Consider the following 19,713-nt stretch of genomic DNA (forward strand, 5'->3'; position numbering starts at 1 on the left):
GTTATAGTCTCGTGGGCTCGGAGATGTGTATAAGAGACAGGCCATAGAGCGCGGCGGGAAGCGGCCGGCCGGTACCCCCGCCCTCCTTGCGGTGCCAGGACAGGATGCAGGAGCACACCCGCACCGCCGCCTCGGTGGAGCCGGTGTTCTGAGCCGCGAAGGGGCTGGCCTCGCAGGCCGCCAGGAAATCCCGGTTCGCGTCGGTCCGCCCACCGTCCGGCGGGTCGCCGCTGAAGACCAGCAACGCCGCCAGGGACGCGAAGAAGAAGACGAACAGCAGCGAACGCGGGTTGCGGAACACGGGCGGGACCCTCCCTTCAGGCCGAACGGATCTGCCGCAGGAACGCGCCGGCCTGCTCGCGCAGGGCCAGCGCCTGCCGGCCGAGGTCGGCGGCGGCGGAGCGCACCTCCGACGCCATGGTGCCGGTCTCACGGGCGGAGGCCGACACGTCGCGGACGCTGTGGGTCACCTCCGACGTGCGGTCGGCGGCGCGCTGGACGCTGCGGGCGATCTCACCGGTGGTGGCGTTCTGGCGGTCGGCGGACCCGGCGATGCGGCCGACCAGATCGTTGACAGCGACCACCGTGCGCCCGATGCCGCCGATGGCCGTCACCGCACTGCCGGTCACCGCCTGGATCTCCGCGACCTGCTGGGCGATCTCGTCGGTCGCCTTGGCGGTCTGGTTGGCGAGCCCCTTCACCTCGTTGGCGACGACAGCAAAGCCCTTGCCGGCCTCCCCCGCCCGCGCCGCCTCGATGGTGGCGTTGAGCGCCAGCAGGTTGGTCTGCGCGGCGATGCTCTGGATCAGCGTCACCACCTCCCCGATCTTGCCGGCGGCGGCGGCGAGCCCTTCGACCGTGTGGTTGGTGCGCTCCACCTCCTCCACCGCATTGCGGACCATGCGGGAGGACTCGTCAATCTGACGGGACACCTCGACGATGGAAGCCGTCAGCTCCTCGGTGGCGCCGGCCACGGTCCGCACGTCGTCACTGGCCTCGCCCGCCGCACCGCTGACCGCGGCGGCCCGCCCGCTGCTGCTCTCGGCGATGCCATGCAGGCGCTGGGCGTTGGATTCAAGCTGGGCCGTGGTGGCGCTCAGCGTCTCGACGACGCTCAGCATCGTCCCTTCGAAGTTGCGGGCGACCGACTCCAGCGCGTCGCGGCGGTCCCGCTCGGCGCGGGCGCGCTCCTCCGCCTGGGCGGCGTCGAGCCGGGCGACGCGCTGTGCGTTCTCCTTGAAGACGCTCAGCGCCCTGGCCATGCCGCCGATCTCGTCCTTGCGGCCGAGCGCCGGGATCTCAACCGACAGTTTCCCCGTCGCCAGCCGCTCCATGGCGCCGCGCATGGCGGACAGTGGTCGGAAGATGCGCCGCGACAGCAGCAGACTGCCGCCGGCCACCAGCAGCGTCACCACGGCGCCCAGCCCGCCGATCATCGTCTGGGTGTCGCGGATCGGGGCGAAGAATTCCGCCCTCGGCACGCCGACATAGAGCACGCCGACCACCTTGCCCGAGCGGTCCTTGATCGGGTCGTAGGCGGTGTAGAAGGGAACGCCCAGGATGTCGGCCTGCCCGCGGTATGGCTCGCCCCGGACCAGCACCGAATCATAGACCGGTCCCTTGGCCAGCTTGGTGCCGACGGCGCGCCCGCCGTCCGGCTTCTGGACGTTGGTGGTGACCCGCGTGTCGCCCATGAACAGCGTGGCGGTGCCGCCGACCAGCGTCTTCACCCGGTCCACCGGCTCGAAGAAACCGTTCAGAGCCCGGTCGCCGGCATACAGCGTGCCGTCGCGAACGCTGATGTCACGCCCGTACTGGTTCAGCACGTCCCAGGCGACGCGCATGTTCGTTTCCTGCCGCTCGACCGCCATGCGCTCCGCGTAGCGGCTCAGCAACGTTTCGTTGACAGCGAAGGTGGCGCTCGTCAACACGACCAGCCCACCGACACACAGCGACACCGTCTTGCCCGAAAGCGACAGCGAGCCGACCCCCGTCAGCAACCCCATGGCGAACCCCCGCGCCCAATGATGCCCATTGAATCCGAGCGTTTCGTACCCCAACGAACCGCAGCGGAATAAAAGCGTCAGAGGCTCTTAACAAATCGTTCTGCGCTGCACCATGCCTCACCCGCGGCGGAGCGCGGCGCATCCTTTTTAGAGCGATTCAAATATATATGAACAGCTGTTCATATAGATTGACACCCAGACTCTCCGGCGTTAGGGTCCGCCCCGTCATTGGGGAGTAGCCACCCTCTAGCGAGAGGGGCGTGCGCCAACAGACTCGGGATCATCCTGCCTCAGGCGGTCCCGTGGTGCACGCGGCAGCCGGACAGAGTCCGGCCGGTTCGGCAAGACCGATGGTGCGGACGCTCCCGAAGGCCAACCGGGGGTAGCCGTGCTGTCGTGTCCGTTTGGCCGGAGTTCGTTGCCATGCTCGGTGTGACCTCCCTCGTCCTCGCCGTCAGCCTTTCCATGGACAGCTTCGCCGCGGCGCTGGGCCGTGGTGCCGTTCAGAAGCGTCCCGGCCTGTCCGAGGCGTTGCGGGTCGGTTTCGCCTTTGGCCTCTGCCAGCTGTCGATGGCCTCCATCGGCTGGGCGGTGGGTTCGGCCTTCGCCGGCTTCGTCCAGGCGGTGGATCACTGGATCGCCTTCGGCCTGCTGCTGCTGATCGGCGGCTCGATGATCCGGAACGCGCTCGCCGGGGAAGAGGACGACGAGGCTGCCGCCGCCCGCTCGGGCTGGCTGGCCCTGCTGACCGTGGCGGTGGCAACCAGCATCGACGCCAGCGCGGTGGGGGTCGGCCTCGCCATGGCGGACGTGAACATCGCGGTGACCGCCAGCCTGATCGGCGTCGTCACCTTCCTGATGGGCTTCGGCGGCGTCCTGCTGGGCCGGGCCGCCGGCCCGCTGCTGGGGCGCCGGGCGGAGCTGATCGGCGGCCTCGGCCTGCTCGCCATCGGCACCAAGATCCTGGTCGAGCACACCCTGCTGTAACGCCCAACCGTCAGCGGTCGCCGTCCTCAGGCGGCGACCGCGTGGATGGTGTGGCCGGCGGCGACGGCGGCCACCGTCTGGGCGAGCAGGCCCGGACGCTCCTGAACCCGGTCGCAGACCGCGCTGAAGTCGATGGACAGCGCCCGCTGCCCGCGGTCGCTCAATTCGCCGCAACGCCGCCCGGCGTGCTCCAGGGTCGCCACGGCGGCGCGGATGACCCCGGCCCCGATCTTCAACCGGCTGGCCCGTGCGGCCTCGGCGATGTGCGGCTCGTTCTGCGCCAGCCAGTGGGACAGCCCCTGCGCGGCCAGCGCGAATTCCCGCTCCAGCGCTGCCGGGTCGCACAGCACGGCACCGTTGGGCAGATGGAGCCGGCCATTGGCCGATGGGAGCGACAGCGCCGCCGCGATGATCGCGGAGGCCAGTTCCTGCCCGGAAAAGGGCGTCGTCATACAATCAATCATCATGCAAGCGTTCATCGGTTCGCTCTCCAGCAGGACCCGGCGCTCACTCAGCGCACGGACAATGTCAGGGCACGGACAATTGCGCGCGGGCCATGCCGCCGTGCAGCGTGTCGAAGCAGACCACGCACTCCGGCGAGTCGGCGATGTAGGCCAAAACGTCCGCATAGGGGCCGTCGATGTGGATGAGTTCCGCCCCGCGATCCTCCGCCGGCCCCCGGCTGTGGGTGATCGTCAGCATGTCCATGCGCGGGCCGCGCCCGCCGGTGGTCGCCGCCAGCACCGCGGCCCGCTGCCGATGATCAGAAAGGCGATGATCGGACGGCCGATGATCGGGGCGCAGGGCGACCACGACGCCGGCGGGAGCGACATCGTCGACACCGCGGACGGCGTTCGGGCGGCTTCCGGGACGGACGGCGGAAAGGGTCTTGACCATGGCTCACCTCAAGGGCTCGGGCTGGCGATACGGACGGATTGGCTTGGCGGAAGGGGCGGACAATCGCTCCGCCTCACTGTTGGTATACCGTATCCCAGAACAATCTTAGCCTCAAGGACGATTTTGCGAAATTTTCATCCCGCTCCGCAGCAAGACACCGTTTGCCCCCAGAGTCCGGGCGGCTTTTCCGCAGGGAGGAAAAGCGGAGGCTCCACGCTGGACAGGCGGGCGCGGGCGTGCTCAGAGGATAGGGTCGGTCACTGTCACGGGAATCGGTCCATGGACCCGGTCGCCACCTCCGTCATCCTCGTCCACGGCGCCTTCGCGGACGGCTCCGCCTGGAGCCACGTGATCCCCCTGCTCCAGGCCCAGGGGCTGGAGGCGATCGCCGTGCAGAATCCGCTGACCTCGCTGGACGAGGATGTCGCCCACGTCCAGCGCGCCATCGACCGCGCCAAGGGGCCGGTGGTGCTGGTCGGCCATTCCTGGGGCGGGGCGGTGATCACCCAGATCGGGAATCAGGACAAGGTGAAGGCGCTGGTCTATGTGGCGGCCTTCGCGCCGGGGATCGGCCAGTCGCCGAACGACACGCTGAAGCCTTTCCCGCCCTCGCCCGGCCTGTCCAGCGTGTCGATGGACCGCGCGGGCTATCTGCATTTGTCAGCGGAGAGCCTCGCGGCGAACTTCGCGCAGGATGTGCCGGCGGCGGAAGCGGCGCTGCTGGCTGCGACCCAGGGGCCGGTCCATGCCGGCTGTTTCCGCACGCGGGTGACCGCCGCGGCGTGGGAGCACAAGCCGTCCTGGTACATTGTCGCCAGCGAGGACCGGATGCTTCCCCCGGCCTTCCTGCGGGCGACCGCCGAACGCATCGGCGCGCGGACGGTGGAGGTCGGGGCCAGCCACATCCCGCACGCCTCCCGGCCCGACGCTGTGGCGGCGGTGATCATCGAGGCGGCGGGAGCCCGCTGACGGGCACCCGACCGCTCCCGGTCACGGTATCACGGCATCATCCGACGGCGCAGCAGCAGGCGGGCTCCGGATCGGATTCGTCGTCGTTCGCGGCGAGGCAGCCGTGCGCGGTGCCCAGCAGGCGGTGGAGATAGTCGTTCCACAGCGACCCGCAGGCCGGGGCCGGCAGCGGCGGAGCGGATGGCGTCGGCGATAGGTCCCGCGGAGGCGGTTCCGCGTGCCGGTCGAAGGTCATGGGCGTCTCCTCCAAAATGCCACCCGCCGACCGGCGGGCGTCGGCGCTTGCTGCGCTCTGATGCGCGCCACGATAGCGGAAGTCAGTGTCCTGCACAGCCTGTTCGAAAGCCACCCCACCTCTGGCATAGAAGCCGTCATAGAAGAGGGATCGGCTGGTCAGGCCCATCATTGGCACCCTTAGCTGTGCCGTGACGCCAATCCCTTTCGTCTGTTGATGAAGCGCAAAGCTGCATCGACACGGACACCGATTAGGAGAGAGGCGCGTCATGGCGAATCTTCAGAACATCCTCGGCACTCTTCTGGCGACCGGCATGGGAGGGCACAGCCGCAGGAGCCCTCAGGATCTGGGGTCGATCCTGACCCGGTCGGGGATGGGCTCAGGATCGGCGATGCACGCTCGCAGCGGCATGGGCGTTGGCCCCATGGCCGGGCTGGGCGCGCTGGCCTACCTCGCCTACCGCGCCTATCAGGAGCGGCAGCAGAATATGCCGCCTTCCGGGCAGCCTTCCTCCGGACAGACGCCGGCCCGCTCCGGGCAGCCGGGGACCAGCCCATGGGGGGCGCCGCCGTCCGGTTCGGGCAACACGCCGGGGGGCATCCTCGGCGGCATCCTCGGCGGGGCCGGCGCTTCCGGCGGTGGATCGCTGGGCGAACGGCTGTCCCAGGTCTTCCAGCAGCGCACCGCTCCCCCTCCCGACGCCGCCCCGTCGGGGGCCGGCAAGGGCGCCTTTCCCGAACTCGCCATGGAGGACCAGCACGCCCTGCTGCTGATCCGCGCCATGATCGCCGCTGCCAACGCTGACGGCGAGATTTCCGCGGCCGAGCGCCAGCGCGTCCTCTCCGCCCTGGACGAGGCCGGCGGCGGCCCGGAGGAACGGCGGATCGTGGAGCAGGAACTGTCCCAGCCGCAGTCGCTCGACTCGCTGGTCCGCTCCGTCACCGATCCGGACATGGCGGAGCAGGTCTATCTGGCCTCGCTGATGGCGGTGGACCGCGAACATGAGGCGGAACGCGCCTATCTCAGCTACCTCGCCACCCGCCTGAAGATCGCCCCGCAACGGGCGGAGCAGCTCAACCAAGCGGCGTGACGGTTCCAACGGCAAAGCCCCCTCCCGACACCTTGTGGGAGGGGGCTTTCCATTGAGCACTCTCTTGACCTCACGGCCACACTCGGCGCAGGGTCTTAGCCCACTCTCCGCCACCGGGGCCAACACCATGCTGCTGAATGACGCCGTCGACCGCGTGCTCCGCGATCTCGAGAGCTATGGGCGCGACAACGACGCGCGCGAGGGCGACCGCGCCCGCAAGATGCTGAACCTGGAGCGCGAGACGGCGGAACTTCTCCACATCCTGGTGCGCAGCGGCGGCCGCCGCCGGGTGCTGGAGATCGGCACCTCCAATGGCGTCAGCACCCTGTGGCTCGCCGCGGCGTTGCAGGCCGTCGGCGCCACGGACCCGCTGACCAGCATCGAGCGCGATCCGGGCAAGAGCGCCCAGGCCGCCACCAACCTGGAGCGCGCCGGGCTGGCCAGCCGCGTCACCCTGCTGGTCGGCGACGCGACGGAGACGGTGGCCGGGCTGGACGGCCCCTTCGACTGCGTGTTCTTCGACGCCGACCGCTGGAGCGCCCCGGAGCAGCTTCGCCTTCTGCTGCGGAAGCTGGAGCCGGATTGCCTGCTGCTGGCCGACAACGCCCTGTCCCATCCGCAGGAGATCGCCGGCTACATCGCCGCGGTGGACGCCCTGCCCGGCTTCGGCTCCACCATCTTCCCGGTGGGCAAGGGGCTGCACGTCGCCTGCCGCCCCTGACCACACAGGTCCTCAGGCCGTCTCGCTCGCCAGCATCTCCGCGGCCAGCCGGCTGACGGCGGGGTAATCGGTCTTGCCGGTGCCGAGCAGGGGGATCGTCCCCACCCGCAGCACGTCGCGGGGGATGGCGATCTCCGGTGCGCCCTTGGCCTTGGCCGCCGACGCCAGCGCGTCGCGGGTCAAACCGGTGCCGGCGGTGACCAGGACGATCCGCTCGCCGCGCCGGGCGTCCGGCAGGGCGATAGCGGCGTGGGCCGCGTCCGGCGCGGCCTGGAGCGCCAGTTCCTCGACCAGCCCCAGCGGGACCATCTCCCCGGCCACCTTGGCGAAGCGCTTGACGCGCCCGACGATGCGGATGAAGCCGTCGGCGTCGATGTCCACGATGTCTCCCGTGTCGTGCCAGCCGTCCTCCGGCGGCTCCACCACGCCGGGGTTGTCGGCGCGCATGTAGCCCTTCATCACGTTCGGCCCGCGCACCCGCAACCGCCCGCCCACCGGCACGCCGGGGACCGGCAGCAGCTCCGTCTCGATGCCGGGCAGGGCCTGCCCGACCGTGCCGGGGCGGAAGCGGGCCGGCGTGTTGACCGCGATCACCGGGGAGGTTTCGGTGGTGCCGTAGCCCTCCAGCAGATGGACGCGCAGTCGCTCCGTGTAGGTGCGGCGCGTCTCCTCCTGCAACCGCTCCGCCCCGGCGAAGACCAGCCGCAGCGAGCGGAAATCGTAGGGGTCCGCCGCCCGCGCCCAGGCGTTCAGGAAGAAGTCCGTGCCGAACAGCACCGTGGCGTTGGTCTGGTAAACCAGTTCCGGGATCAGCCGGACGTGGCGCGGGTTGGGGTAGAGCACCGTCTTCACCCCGTTCAGGATCGGCAGCAGCATCCCGCCGAGCAGCCCGAAGGAATGGAAAACCGGCAGGCAGTTGAACACCACGTCCTGCCGCGTGAAGTCGACGACGGAGGCCACCTGCGCCATGTTGGCGAGCAGGTTGTCGTGGGTCAGCGCCACGCCCTTGGGCGGTCCCTCCGACCCCGAGGTGAAGAGGATCGCCGCCACGTCGTCCGGCTGCCCTTGCTCCGGCAGGAAGCGCTCCGGCGCCACCGACGCGGCCAGCGCCCGCAGCTTGTCGCTGATGCCCAGCCCGCGCTTCACGTCCTCCAGATAGACGATGCTGTGCTCGGCGGCCAGCGCCTCGACCAGCGGGCCGAGCCGTCCCATCTCCACGAAGCGGGCCGACGTGACGATCCGGCGCAGCCCGGCGGCGCGGCAGGCCGCCTTGACGGCCTCCGCCCCGGCGGTGAAGTTCAGCATCGCCGCCGGCCGCCCATAGGCCGCCAGCCCGAAGAACACCGCCGCGGTCGGCGAGGCGGTCGGCAGCAGCACGCCCACCGCTTCGCCCGGTTCGGCGCCGCGGGCCAGGATGCGGCCGAGCACCAGGGAACGCGCGGTCAGGGCGCGGTAGGACAGCGTCGTGAAGTCGCCGTCCTGCACCGCCGCCTTGCTCCAACCGGTCTTCCGCCCGGCCTCCAGCAGGGCGAGCGCCAGCGTGTCGGGCCGCTGCCCGGCGGCGAAGACGGTTTCCGTCATCACGCGCGACAGCCAGGACTTCAGCGCCGCCCGCCGCTTCTTGCCGGCCAGCCCGGTGACGTCCGGGGTGGCGACCGGCGGCATGACCGTGATGGTGATGCGCGGGAACAGCCCCAGCCGCAGCCGCCCGTGCATCCGCGACAGGAAGGAGCGCTGCGCCCCCTCGATGCAGACCGGAACGATGGGGCAGCCCGCCTTGTCGGCCAGCATGCCGGGGCCGCCGTTGATCTTCATCAGTGAGCCGGTGACGGTGATCCGCCCCTCCGGGAAGATGCAGATCGTGTGGCCCTCGGCCAAGGTGCGGGCGAGCAGGCGCGTGCCCATCGGCTTGGTCGGGTCGATGGTCACATGGTCGGCCAGCGCCAGGAAGGGCTTGGCCCAGGCCCGCTGGGCGATGACGCTGTCCACCGCGAAGCGCATCCCCGGCAGGAAGGCGGCGAGCAGCGCGCCGTCGAGGAAGGACTGGTGGTTCGGCGTGACCACCGCCGCGCCCTCCAGCCGCTCCAGATGCTCCGCCCCGCGCAGCTCGACGCGGAAGGCCAGCCGGAAGAAGGCGCGGGCCAGCGCCCGCCCCATGCCCACCGCGTCGATGGCGAGCGCCAGAACGACGGCGGCCAGCATGCTCGCCCCGCCCCAGGCGGCGACGGTCAACGGCGTCACTCCCAGCGCCAGCATGGCCGCCGCGATGCCCGAGCCGACCACCATGAACAGCGCGTTGACCACGTTGGCCGCCGCGATCACCCGGGCACGGGCCGAGACCGCCGCGCGATGCTGGATCAGCGCGTAGAGCGGCACGGCGAAGGCGCCGCCTGCCGCCGCGATCAGGAACAGGTCGGCCAGCAGCGGCATCGCCCAGGGCTGGGCCAACAGCGCCAGGGCCGACAGCGGCTCCGCCGACGGGGTGTCGGGCGTCAGGAAGGGCAGCGCCGCCCCGGCCACCGCCGCGACGAGGCCCGCCGGGGCGGCGCGGCGCGCGTCGGCGCGCGACGGCACCCGGTGCCCCAGCCCGGCGTAGACGGAGCCGACCGCCACGCCCACCGCGAAGACCGCCAGCAGCAGGGTCGCCCCCTCGCTGTCGGTGCCCAGCGTCTCCCGCGCGATGGCCGGGAACTGCGCCATGACGACCGCGCCGACGCCCCAGAAGACGGAGATGCCGTAGATCGCCAGCATCGACACGCGGTCCTGCGCGGTGGCGCGCAGAACGCGCAGGGTGACCGACACCGGGTTCAGCCCGACGCGCACCGTCCGGTCGGCGTTGCCCGCCCGCGGGATCAGCAGCGACGCCGCCAGCCCGCCCAGCGCCGTCGCGCCGAGCAGCCCTGGAAGCGCCAGCGGATGGGCCAGCGCCAGCGAGCCGCCGGCGATGGTGCCGAGCAGGATCGCCACGAAGGTGCCCGCCTCGACCAGACCGTTGCCGGCGGTCAGCTCCTCCGGTTTCAGCAGGTCGGGGAGCAGACCGTACTTGACCGGCCCGAAGACGGTGGAATGGGCGCCCATGCCGACCAGCGCGACGATCAGCACGCCGAGGTCGGCGCGCAGGATGCCCCAGGCGGCGATCGCCATCAGGCCGATCTCCGCCACCTTCACGGCGCGGGCGATCAGCGTGCGGTCGAACCGGTCGGCCAATTGCCCGGCGGTCGCCGAGAACAGCAGGAAGGGCACCGTGAAGGCCGCCGCGGCGAGTGTCGAGATCAGCGCGCCGTCGCCTGCCGTTCCGGCCATGCCGTAGACGGCCAGCACCGCGATGGCGCCGCGCAGCACATTGTCGCCGAAGGCGCCGAGGAACTGCGTCACGAACAGCGGCAGGAAGCGCCGCGTGGCGAGAAGGCCGAGTTCGCCCATGGCTCAGGTTTCCTTTCCGGTGGACAGGCCGCGCAGCAGCGCGTCGGCGACGGTGTCGGCCAGCGCGCCGAGCGGGGCCGTCTGCCGTCCGTAAACGTGCGACTGGATGTTGAGGACGATGGCGCCGATCACGGTGTGGGCCAGGGCCTCGCGGTCGGCATCGACGATGCTTCCCTCCGCGATGCCGTCGTCGACGATGGCGCAGACCACGTCCACCGGCGTTTCCAAGCCCTCGGAAACCAGCGGCAGCGCGTCGTGCTGCGACAGCAGGAGGAAGCGCGCGCGGTCCGGCGCCGCCTCGACCAGCCCGAAGGCCCAGGCGATGACCCGGCGCAGCCGCTGCGGCGCCGGACCGCTCCCCGCCGCCGCGCGCAGGCTGTGCGACAGGGCGGTGTATTCGGCGGCGAACAGGGCGGCGGCAAGCTCCTCCTTGCTCGCCCAATGGCGGTACAGCGCCCCCTCCGACACCCCGGCGGCGCGGGCGATGTCCTTGATGGTGGTCGCCTTCACCCCCTTCTGGGCGAACAGCGCAATGGCGGCGTCCCGGACTTTGTTGCGTGCGTCGATGCGGGCGTCTTTGGACATGGCGTTCCCGTTCGTTGCGTTCGTTATGAGTGAACGTTCACTCACATCCTGCATGGAACCGAGCCGCCCTGCAAGGGTGATGTGACGGCACCGCATCGTCACACGCTTTGCACGACGGGTGCTTTTTTGGGCAAGATCATTCGCACACACTCATGAAACACAGGGAACCAGGGACATGGTGAGGACGATCGACGGGACGGAGGCGCTGACGGCCGACATGACCGCGTGGCGGCGCGACCTGCATGCCCACCCGGAAACGGCCTTCGAGGAGGAGCGGACCAGCGATTTCGTGGCGGAGAAGCTGGCCTCCTTCGGGCTGGAGGTTCACCGCGGCCTCGCCAAGACCGGCGTGGTCGGCCTGCTGCGCAACGGCGAGGGGCCGGCGGTCGCCTTCCGCGCCGACATGGACGCCCTGCACATCCACGAGCGGACCAACCTGCCCCACGCCTCGCGCAATCCGGGGCGCATGCACGCCTGCGGGCATGACGGGCACACGGCGATGCTGCTGGGGGCGGCGCGCCATCTGTCGGCGCATCCGAACTTCCAGGGCACCATCGCCTTCGTCTTCCAGCCCGCGGAGGAGAACGAGGGCGGCGGGCGCGTGATGGTCGAGGAGGGGCTGTTCGAGAAATTCCCCGTCGAGCAGGTCTACGGCATGCACAACTGGCCGGGGCTGGAGGTCGGCAAGATCGCGCTGCGCCCCGGCCCGATCATGGCCGCCTACGACATCTTCGAACTGACCCTGACCGGCAAGGGCACCCACGCCGCCATGCCGCATCTGGGCACCGACACGATCCTGGCCGGCACCCAGATCGTCAACGCTTGGCAGACCATCGCCAGCCGCAGCGTGCATCCCGTCGATTCCGCCGTGGTCAGCGTCACGCAGTTCCACGCCGGCGATACGTGGAATGTCCTTCCCGCCACCGCCGTCCTTCGTGGAACGACCCGCACCTTCCGCAAGGAGGTGCAGGACATGGTGGAGCGGCGCATGGGCGAACTGGCCAAGGCCATCGCCAGCGGCTTTGGGGTCGAGGCGGAGCTGCGCTACGAGCGCCGCTACCCCTCCACGGTGAACGAGGCCGGGGCGACCGAACTGGCCCGCCGCGCCGCCGCCGGAGTCGTCGGCGAATCGGGGCTGGACTTGAACCCGATGCCCAGCATGGGGGCTGAGGATTTCGCCTTTATGCTGCAGCAGCGGCCGGGCTGCTACGTCTGGGTCGGCGCCGGGCCGTCGGACGGCGGGCGCAACCTGCACAGCCCACATTACGACTTCAACGACGCGGTTCTGCCCATTGGCCTCAGCTATTGGGTGCGGCTGGCCGAGACGGTGCTTCCCCGCGCGGCGTGATGGTTATTGCATCTCATATTCCCTCTCCCCTCCGGGGAGAGGGTTAGGGTAAGGGGGTTTGCGCTTGTGCCGAACGCTTCGCCACGCGCCCACCTCACCGGCCCTGCGGGCCACCCTCTCCCCGGAGGGGAGAGGGTTACAAAAGCCAAGGGCCATCATTCCGGCAGGCTTGTACAAACCATTCCTATCTCCCTATGGTTTGTGTATGAAACAGGAAAATTACTGCGTCCTCTCCATGGTAATTGCCCGGGTATGCAATTTGTCCCATGATCGGGCCGATTTCACCCGACAGACGTGGGACAAGGCACGGTGAAGGCGATAGAGAACAAGACCGGTGTTCCTGGAACCGGCGGCATCTGGCAGCGGCCCGACTCCCTGTGGGAGGCCACGGCCCCGCCGCCGCCGGCCCTTCCGGCGCTCAAAGAGGCGGTGGAAGCCGACCTGCTGGTGATCGGCGGCGGCTTCACTGGCCTGTCGGCGGCCCTGCACGCCGCCGAATCGGGCAAGCGTGCCGTCGTCCTGGAGGCGTCGGAGATCGGGCGCGGCGCGTCCGGGCGCAACAACGGGCAGGTCATCCCGACCCTGACCCGTCCCGACCCCGAGGATCTCGTCGCCCGCTTCGGGCCGGAGCGGGGCGAGCGCTTCGTCGCGCTGATCCGCGACAGCGCCGAGACCCTCTTCGCCCTGATTCGCCGTCTGGGCATCGACTGCGCGGCCGAGCAGACCGGCTGGGTGCAGCCGGTTCATTCGCCGGGCCGCATCGCCATCGCCGAACGGCGGGCGAAGCAGTGGGGCAGCCGGGGCGCTCCGGTGGAGTTGCTCGACCGCGCCGCCGTCTCGGCCCTGCTGGGCACCGACGCCTACTATGGCGGCTGGATGAACCGCAGCGGCGGCCACATCAACCCGCTGGCCCTGGCCCGCGGGCTGGCCGGCAAGGCGGTGGAGGCTGGCGCGTCGGTCTTCATCAACTCGCCGGTCCTGTCGGTGGAGCGGCGCGGCGACCGCTGGGTCGCCCGCACGCCGGACGGCACGGTGACCGCTCACGCCCTGGTGCTGGGCACCAACGGCTACGCCGCCGCTGTCTTTCCGGAGGTCCGGACGGAGGTCGTCCCCGTCCTGTCCTGGCAGATGGCCACCCAGCCGCTGGACGAGGCGCAGCGGCGCAGCATCCTGCCCGGCCGTCAGGCCATGTCGGACACCCACGGCGACCTGCGCTTCATGCGCTACACCGCCGACCACCGGCTGGTCAGCGGCGGCGCGCTGCTCGTCCCCGTCGACGGGGCGGACCGGCTGCGCCGAATCGTCGGCCTGCGGCTGGCCTCCATGTTCCCCACGCTGCGCGGGCTGCGGTTCGACCATGTGTGGAACGGGCGGATCGCCATGACCACCGACTACACCCCGCGCGTCCACCAGCTCGGCCCCAACGCCTTCACTTGGGCGGGCTGCAACGGGCGCGGCGTCGCCCTGTCCGTCTCGCTGGGGCGGAAGCTGGCCTACGCGGCGCTGGGCCGCGATCCGGCGGAGCTGGCGCTGCCGCTGACCGAGCCGCGCCCCCTGCCCTTCAACGACCTGCTGCAACGCATCGGGCCGTTCAAACTCCTGCAATACCGCTGGAACGACATCCGGGAAATCTGACGATGACTGAAGACACCAAGCCGCCTGCCGCCCCGGACCACGCCACGCAGCTCCGCAACGCCTACGCCATGCGGGCCGCGTCCTACGCCCACATGTTCGACGTGCTGCGCGAGCGCTATGGCACCGAGACGGCGCTGGACATCGGGCGCGAGGCGACCCGCCGCCTGGGCGAGGCGATGGGGGAGAAGTACGCGGCGCACGGTCCCGACGACCTCGCCGGCCTGTGCCACGCCTTCCTCGACGGCATCCCGAACCGCGATTCCATGTTCGCGCCGGAGATCAAGCGCTGCGACGGCGACGCGCTGGAGATCCATTTCCACCGCTGCCCCCTGAAGGAGGCGTGGCAGGCCCAGGGCAAGTCCGACGAGGATCTGGAGCTGCTCTGCAACATGGCCGGCGCCATCGACGGAGGCCTGTTCGAGGCGGCGGGCTTCGTCTTCCGCGGCGAAACCTGGAAGCCCGGCGACGAAGGCTGTTGCCGCCTGAAGGTCCTGCCCGGCCCCAAGGCCGCCTGATCCGTCGAGTATGCCTCCCAACCGTACGACGCTGCCCAACACCGGCCTCGAAGCCGGCCTTCACAAGAAAGGTTCACCCGCGATGACCGCCCTGAAGACCGCCTCCCTCGCCGCCCTGATGACGGCCGCGCTGGCCGGCACCGCTTTGACCACCGGCACCGCCCTGGCCGCCGACACCGTGAAGATCGGCTACCAGCTGCCGCTGACCGGCGAGACCGCCCAGTACGGCCAGGACTTCCGCAAGGCCGCCGAGATCGCGCTGACCGAGTTCAACGCGTCCGGCAAGCCCTTCAAGGCGGAGATCGTCTTCGAGGACAGCCGCTCCGACGCCAAGGAGGGCACCAACATCGCCCGCAAGTTCGTGGACGACAAGGCGATCGTCGGCGTGCTGGGCGACTTCACCTCGGGCGTGTCGATGGCCTCGGCGCAGGTCTACAAGGACGCCGGGATGCCGCAGCTCTCGCAGACGGCCTCACACCCCGACTACACCAAGATCTCCAAGTACCAGTTCCGCAACATCGCCACCCAGGCGCAGGAAGGCCCCTACAACGCCAAGTGGATGCTGTCCAAGGGCTACAAGAACATCGCCGTCATCGCCGAGCAGACCGACTGGGGCCAGTCCGTCGTCTCCGGCTTCACCGACGGCGTGAAGGCCAACGGCGGCACGGTGGTCTTCTCCGAGTTCTTCAACCGCGGCCTGAAGGACTACCGTTCACTGATCAGCAAGCTGGAGCGCGCGAAGCCGGACGCCATCTACACCGGCTTCTTCTATGAGGACGGCGCGCAGTTCCTGCGTCAGGTGCAGCAGCTCGGCATCAAGACCCCGGTCTACTCGACCTCGGCCGCCTACAGCCCGAAGCTGATCGAGCTGGCCGGCGAAGCGGCGGAGGGCGTGCACCTGACCTCCAACTTCCTGCCGACCGACCCGGCCCCGCACATCCAGCATTTCGTGACGGAATGGAAGGCCGCCTCCAACGGCGCGGTTCCGGGCCAGTTCCCGGCCCAGGCCTATGACGCCGTGCGCATCATGCTGGCCGCGGTGGAGAAGGCCTACCCGAACCCGACCCGCGAAAAGGTGCGCGACGCCCTGTCCCAGACCAAGGACTTCCCGGGCGTGACCGGCAAGACCAGCTTCAGCGCCGACCGCGAGGCCGAGAAGGAGCTGGTGAAGGTCGAGGTCAAGGGCGGCGCCTTCGTGCCGGTCGCCGACTGACCGGCGCGCGCCCCTCCGACCCGATAGCCTAAAGCGAACTTCCGTTCGCTTTAGGCTCATATCACCTCATTCGCCGGTGGGCTCCGGTCGCACATGCGACCGGGACCGCCGTCGCGGTCCAAAGCGGTTTCCAACCCGCTTTAACGATCTCCAGCGAACGGCCCGCATGATCGACCCATATTACCTCCAGCAGCTCGCCATCGGGCTGTCGCTGGGGATGACCTACGCGCTGATGGCGATCGGCTTCACGCTGATCTTCGGCGTGCTGAACGTCGTCAACTTCGCCCATGGCGAGGTCTACACGCTGGGCGCCTTCGCCGGGCTGGTGCTGATTTCCGCGACGGCCCCGCCGATCTTCGCAGTGATCTTCATCGCCCTGGCGATCGGCGCCATGGCCGGATTCTCGCTGGAACGGATCGCCTTCAAACCCTTCCGCCGCTTCACCGACGAGGCGTCGCTGAAGTCGCGGGCGATGCGCGAATCCACCCTGCTCTCCTCGCTCGCCGTGTCCATCGTGGTGCGCGAGGCGCTGGAGATCGTGTTCGGGTCGCAAATGCGCTCCGTCCCGTTCGAGTATCTCATCAACACGCCGGTGCGCATCGGGCCGGTGATCCTGGTGACCGGCGACTTCATCATCTTCGGCGTCGCCGCGGCGATGCTCATCGGTCTCCAGTATCTGCTGACCCGCACCCGCATCGGCCTGTCGATCCGGGCGGTGTCGAACAACCCGCTGGGCGCCAAGTATGTCGGCATCGACACCGACCGCACCATCATCATGACCTTCGTCGTCGGCTCGATGATGGGGGCGGCGGCCGGCATCCTGACGGGGCTCTATTACGGGGCGATCTTCCCCGCCATGGGCTTCGTGCCCGGCATCAAGGCCTTCGTCGCCATGGTGATGGGCGGGCTGTCCTCGATCCCCGGTGCGGTGATCTGCGCCCTGATCCTGGGCATCTCGGAGAGCATGGCGACGACCTTCGTGTCGTCGGGCTGGTCGGACATGGTCGCCTACGGCTTCCTGATCCTGACCCTGATCTTCTTCCCAAACGGATTGTTCGGAGCGCGCCGTGAACGTGTCTGACCTGTCGGCGCCGCCGCGCGGGCGGGGGTTGCTGATACCGCTCCTCCTCGCCCTGCTGGTCTTCGTGGGGCTGCCGGCCATGTTGGCCGGCTTCGACCGCGGCTATTTCTACCAGATCGCCAATCTGGCGCTGATCTTCATCCTGCTGTCCGCCTCCATGCATCTGGTCACCGGGGTGGCCGGGCTGCTGCATCTCGGGCACGCCGCCTTCTACGGGGTCGGCGCCTACACCGCCGCCCTGCTGTCCACCAAGTTCGGGCTGGGCTTCACGGTGACGCTGCCGCTGTCCGGTCTGGTGGCGGCGCTGATCGCCTTCCTGGTGGCGCTGCCGACCATGCGGCTGGTCAGCATCTATTTCGCCGTGGCGACCCTGGCCATCGGGCAGATGCTCTATCTGGTCATGCTGAACTGGGTGGAGTTCACCAAGGGGCCCAACGGCATCATCATCACCAAGGGGCTGGAGCTGTTCGGCTTCAGCCTGTCGGGCCGGCTCGCCACCTACTACACGGTGGCGACGGTGGTGGCGCTGTGCGTGCTGGCGATCGGGCGGCTCAGCCACTCCTATTACGGCAACGCGCTGCGCTCGATCCGCGAGGACGACCAGTGCGCCGACGCCATGGGCGTCAGCACGGCGCGGCTGAAGATGGAGGCCTTCACCCTGTCGGCCTTCTTCGCCGGTGTGGCGGGCAGCCTGTGGGCGCACATGACCGGCTACATCTCGCCGGGCGACTTCAAGTTCTCCGAATCCATCCTGATCCTGGCGATGGTGGTGGTGGGCGGCCTGGGCAGCCTGCCCGGAGCGGTGATCGGCGCGCTTCTGCTGATCCTGCTGCCGGAGGGGCTGCGCGCCTTCGGCGACTTCCGCAACATCATGGTCGGTCTGGTGATGTTCCTGTCGATCCTCCTGCTGCCGAAGGGCCTGCTGGGCGAGGTCTCCGCGCTCCAGCTCGCGCGGCGCCAGCTGGGCGCGGCGTGGCGCAACACCGTGAAGGGCGAAGGGATCGGCTGGCGATGACCCATCTTCTCGACATCCGCAACGTCAGCCGCCGCTTCGGCGGCGTGCTGGCGGTCAACGACGTGACCGGCCATGTGGACGAGGGCGAGCTGGTCGGGCTGATCGGCCCGAACGGCGCCGGCAAGACCACGCTGTTCAACCTGATCTCCGGCTTCACGCCGCTGTCGTCGGGCACCGTCGCCTTCGACGGCAAGACCATCAGCGGGCTGAAGACCAACCAGGTGGCCCGGCTGGGCATCAGCCGCACCTTCCAGAACCTGCGCGTCTTCCCGAACATGTCGGTCTTCGACAACGTGTCGGTGGGCGCGGTGGGCGCGCTGCCGCAGGGGGCGCTGGGCGCCCTGTTCGGTTCCCTCGCCGGGGGTGGCGCCCGCTCCGCCGAGATCAGCCGCCGCACCTGGGAGGCGCTGGAGGCGGTCGGCCTGACCCATGTGGCGGGCGAACTGGCGGCCAACCTGCCCTACGGCCAGCGCAAGTATCTGGAGATCGCCCGCGCCCTGGCGATGCAGCCGCGCTTCCTGATCCTCGACGAGCCCGCCGCCGGCCTCAACGACACCGAGACCCGCGCGCTGGCCGACTTCATCAAGCGGCTGCACGGCACCGGCCTGACCATCATGCTGGTGGAGCACGACATGACCCTGGTCATGAGCATCTGCCAGCGCATCCTCGTGCTCGCCTCCGGCCGCAAGATCGCCGACGGCCCGCCCGACGCCATCCGCCGCGATCCGGCGGTCCTGGAAGCCTATCTGGGGGTGGACGCATGACCCAGCCGCAATCCAACGGCCCAATTCTCACGATCGAGAACCTGCACGTCACCATGGGGCCGCAGGAGATCCTGCACGGCATCGACCTGACCGTGGCGCAGGGCGCCATCGTCGCCGTGCTGGGCTCCAACGGCGTCGGCAAAACGACGCTGATGCGGGCGATCTCGGGCGTCTACCGGGCGAGCCGGGGCAGCATCGCCTTCCGCGGCGAGGCCATCGCCAACCTGCCCGCCCACCGCATCGTCAAGCTCGGCCTGTCGCAGGCGCCGGAGGGCCGCCAGATCTTCTCCAACATGAGCGTGCGGGAGAATCTGGTGCTCGGCGGCGGCGACATCGGGCTGGGCGAACTGGACCGGATGCTCGACATGTTCCCGGTCCTGCGGGAGCGCCTGCGCCAGAACGCCGGGTCGCTGTCGGGCGGCGAGCAGCAGATGCTGTGCATCGCTCGCGCCCTGATGCGCCGCCCGGCCCTGCTTCTGCTCGACGAGCCGTCGCTGGGGCTGGCCCCGATGGTGGTCGCGCAGATCTTCGATCTGGTGCAGCGCATCCGGACGGAGGGCGTGTCGATCCTGCTGGTCGAGCAGAACGCCCGCGCCGCGCTGCGGGTCGCCGACCACGCGGCGGTGATGGAGGACGGGCGCATCGTGCTGGCCGGACCGGCCGCCCAACTGCGTGACGATCCCCGCATCGCCGAAGCCTATCTCGGCGGGCACGCGCATTGACGGAGACAGTGATGACCGAATCGACCGACACGCCCCCGGCCAAGCCCGCGATGGGCATGCTGGAGCGCCGCGGGATTGAGGCGGCGATCCTGAAGCCGGTCTATGAGGAGATGGCCGTCCGGCTGGGCGAGGCGGTAGCGCAAGAGATCCTTGGCGCTGCCATCACCCGTGCCGCCGTCGAATCCGCCGCCGCCTTCGCCGCGACCGAGCCGAACGGCACCAGCCTGACCAGCTTCGCCGACCTGCAGCCGTTGTGGACCAAGGACGACGCGCTGCGGCTGGAGGTGCTGCACCAGGACGAGACGCGGTTCGACTACAACGTCACCCGCTGCCGCTACGCCGAGATGTACCGGGAGATGGGGCTGGGTCCCATCGGCCACCTGCTGTCCTGCAACCGCGACGCCGCCTTCTGCACAGGCTACGACCCGTCGATCAAGATGGAGCGGACGCAGACCATCATGCAGGCCTGTCTCTTATACACATCTGACGCTGCCGACGATTATACGC

20 protein-coding genes and 1 riboswitch are annotated in these 19,713 nt (G+C 69.7%); of the genes, 13 read left to right on the forward strand and 7 right to left on the reverse strand.

What is annotated here, in order from left to right; all coding sequences use genetic code 11:
* Position 1: 1 nt before the first annotated feature.
* Positions 2 to 301, reverse strand: coding sequence for a hypothetical protein (locus tag Q4I23_RS17860; protein WP_498527066.1), 300 nt, complete (start codon positions 299 to 301; stop codon positions 2 to 4).
* A 16-nt stretch (positions 302 to 317) separates the two neighbouring features.
* Complete coding sequence (locus Q4I23_RS17865; RefSeq protein ID WP_498527067.1) at positions 318 to 2,006, reverse strand: methyl-accepting chemotaxis protein; 1,689 nt, start codon at positions 2,004 to 2,006, stop codon at positions 318 to 320.
* A gap of 218 nt (positions 2,007 to 2,224) precedes the next feature.
* Positions 2,225 to 2,346, forward strand: a riboswitch (yybP-ykoY riboswitch).
* 83 nt (positions 2,347 to 2,429) lie between these two features.
* Here Q4I23_RS17865 and Q4I23_RS17870 point away from each other — a divergent pair.
* A complete protein-coding gene (locus Q4I23_RS17870; protein WP_114856783.1) occupies positions 2,430 to 2,993 on the forward strand; it encodes a manganese efflux pump MntP in 564 nt (187 codons plus the stop codon).
* Between the two features lie 26 nt (positions 2,994 to 3,019).
* Here the strand turns inward: Q4I23_RS17870 and Q4I23_RS17875 are convergent, their stop codons facing one another.
* A complete protein-coding gene (locus Q4I23_RS17875) occupies positions 3,020 to 3,445 on the reverse strand; it encodes a hypothetical protein (protein ID WP_454016519.1) in 426 nt (141 codons plus the stop codon).
* A gap of 76 nt (positions 3,446 to 3,521) precedes the next feature.
* Positions 3,522 to 3,890, reverse strand: coding sequence for a hypothetical protein (locus Q4I23_RS17880; RefSeq protein WP_498527068.1), 369 nt, complete (start codon positions 3,888 to 3,890; stop codon positions 3,522 to 3,524).
* Between the two features lie 279 nt (positions 3,891 to 4,169).
* Here Q4I23_RS17880 and Q4I23_RS17885 point away from each other — a divergent pair, with 279 nt between their 5' ends.
* Positions 4,170 to 4,859 carry an alpha/beta fold hydrolase gene (locus Q4I23_RS17885; protein WP_498527069.1) on the forward strand — a complete coding sequence of 230 codons (690 nt, stop codon included), beginning with the start codon at positions 4,170 to 4,172 and terminating at the stop codon, positions 4,857 to 4,859.
* Between the two features lie 37 nt (positions 4,860 to 4,896).
* Here Q4I23_RS17885 and Q4I23_RS17890 read toward each other — a convergent pair whose 3' ends face one another.
* Positions 4,897 to 5,094 (reverse strand): hypothetical protein, encoded by a 198-nt coding sequence (locus tag Q4I23_RS17890; RefSeq protein WP_498527070.1) that lies wholly within the window; start codon positions 5,092 to 5,094, stop codon positions 4,897 to 4,899.
* Positions 5,095 to 5,362: 268 nt separating this feature from the next.
* Between Q4I23_RS17890 and Q4I23_RS17895 the strand changes: the two genes are divergently transcribed.
* Both Q4I23_RS17895 and Q4I23_RS17900 read left to right on the forward strand, forming a co-directional pair.
* Entirely contained in the window at positions 5,363 to 6,184 is an 822-nt protein-coding gene (locus Q4I23_RS17895; RefSeq protein ID WP_498527071.1) for a tellurite resistance TerB family protein, read from the forward strand.
* A gap of 127 nt (positions 6,185 to 6,311) precedes the next feature.
* Positions 6,312 to 6,905, forward strand: a complete 594-nt coding sequence (locus tag Q4I23_RS17900; protein ID WP_498527072.1) for an O-methyltransferase — start codon at positions 6,312 to 6,314, stop codon at positions 6,903 to 6,905.
* 12 nt (positions 6,906 to 6,917) lie between these two features.
* Here the strand turns inward: Q4I23_RS17900 and Q4I23_RS17905 are convergent, their stop codons facing one another.
* A complete protein-coding gene (locus tag Q4I23_RS17905) occupies positions 6,918 to 10,328 on the reverse strand; it encodes an acyl-[ACP]--phospholipid O-acyltransferase (protein ID WP_498527073.1) in 3,411 nt (1,136 codons plus the stop codon).
* A 3-nt stretch (positions 10,329 to 10,331) separates the two neighbouring features.
* The gene (locus Q4I23_RS17910; RefSeq protein ID WP_498527074.1) at positions 10,332 to 10,913 is read right to left on the reverse strand and encodes a TetR/AcrR family transcriptional regulator; all 582 of its coding nucleotides are present in this window, start codon (positions 10,911 to 10,913) and stop codon (positions 10,332 to 10,334) included.
* Between the two features lie 175 nt (positions 10,914 to 11,088).
* Here Q4I23_RS17910 and Q4I23_RS17915 point away from each other — a divergent pair, with 175 nt between their 5' ends.
* The 9 genes from Q4I23_RS17915 to Q4I23_RS17955 all read left to right on the forward strand — a co-directional run.
* Positions 11,089 to 12,261, forward strand: coding sequence for a M20 aminoacylase family protein (locus Q4I23_RS17915; RefSeq protein ID WP_498527075.1), 1,173 nt, complete (start codon positions 11,089 to 11,091; stop codon positions 12,259 to 12,261).
* A 309-nt stretch (positions 12,262 to 12,570) separates the two neighbouring features.
* Entirely contained in the window at positions 12,571 to 13,896 is a 1,326-nt protein-coding gene (locus Q4I23_RS17920) for an NAD(P)/FAD-dependent oxidoreductase (protein ID WP_498527076.1), read from the forward strand.
* A 2-nt stretch (positions 13,897 to 13,898) separates the two neighbouring features.
* The gene (locus Q4I23_RS17925; protein ID WP_498527077.1) at positions 13,899 to 14,411 is read left to right on the forward strand and encodes an L-2-amino-thiazoline-4-carboxylic acid hydrolase; all 513 of its coding nucleotides are present in this window, start codon (positions 13,899 to 13,901) and stop codon (positions 14,409 to 14,411) included.
* An 82-nt stretch (positions 14,412 to 14,493) separates the two neighbouring features.
* Complete coding sequence (locus tag Q4I23_RS17930; protein WP_498527078.1) at positions 14,494 to 15,624, forward strand: ABC transporter substrate-binding protein; 1,131 nt, start codon at positions 14,494 to 14,496, stop codon at positions 15,622 to 15,624.
* 166 nt (positions 15,625 to 15,790) lie between these two features.
* Positions 15,791 to 16,705 carry a branched-chain amino acid ABC transporter permease gene (locus Q4I23_RS17935; RefSeq protein WP_040136279.1) on the forward strand — a complete coding sequence of 305 codons (915 nt, stop codon included), beginning with the start codon at positions 15,791 to 15,793 and terminating at the stop codon, positions 16,703 to 16,705.
* Entirely contained in the window at positions 16,692 to 17,720 is a 1,029-nt protein-coding gene (locus Q4I23_RS17940; RefSeq protein ID WP_454016528.1) for a branched-chain amino acid ABC transporter permease, read from the forward strand. The genes Q4I23_RS17935 and Q4I23_RS17940 overlap by 14 nt, the downstream gene beginning before the upstream one ends.
* Positions 17,717 to 18,484: an ABC transporter ATP-binding protein gene (locus tag Q4I23_RS17945; RefSeq protein WP_094304648.1), complete on the forward strand. Its 768-nt coding sequence runs from the start codon at positions 17,717 to 17,719 to the stop codon at positions 18,482 to 18,484. Before Q4I23_RS17940 ends, Q4I23_RS17945 begins: the two co-directional genes overlap by 4 nt.
* Positions 18,481 to 19,206 carry an ABC transporter ATP-binding protein gene (locus Q4I23_RS17950; RefSeq protein WP_498527079.1) on the forward strand — a complete coding sequence of 242 codons (726 nt, stop codon included), beginning with the start codon at positions 18,481 to 18,483 and terminating at the stop codon, positions 19,204 to 19,206. Before Q4I23_RS17945 ends, Q4I23_RS17950 begins: the two co-directional genes overlap by 4 nt.
* A gap of 11 nt (positions 19,207 to 19,217) precedes the next feature.
* Positions 19,218 to 19,713, forward strand: a 496-nt coding sequence (locus tag Q4I23_RS17955; RefSeq protein ID WP_498527080.1) for an L-2-amino-thiazoline-4-carboxylic acid hydrolase, incomplete at its 3' end; no start/stop codon positions are given.

This window comes from Azospirillum sp. UFLA03-27, from assembly GCF_059803775.1.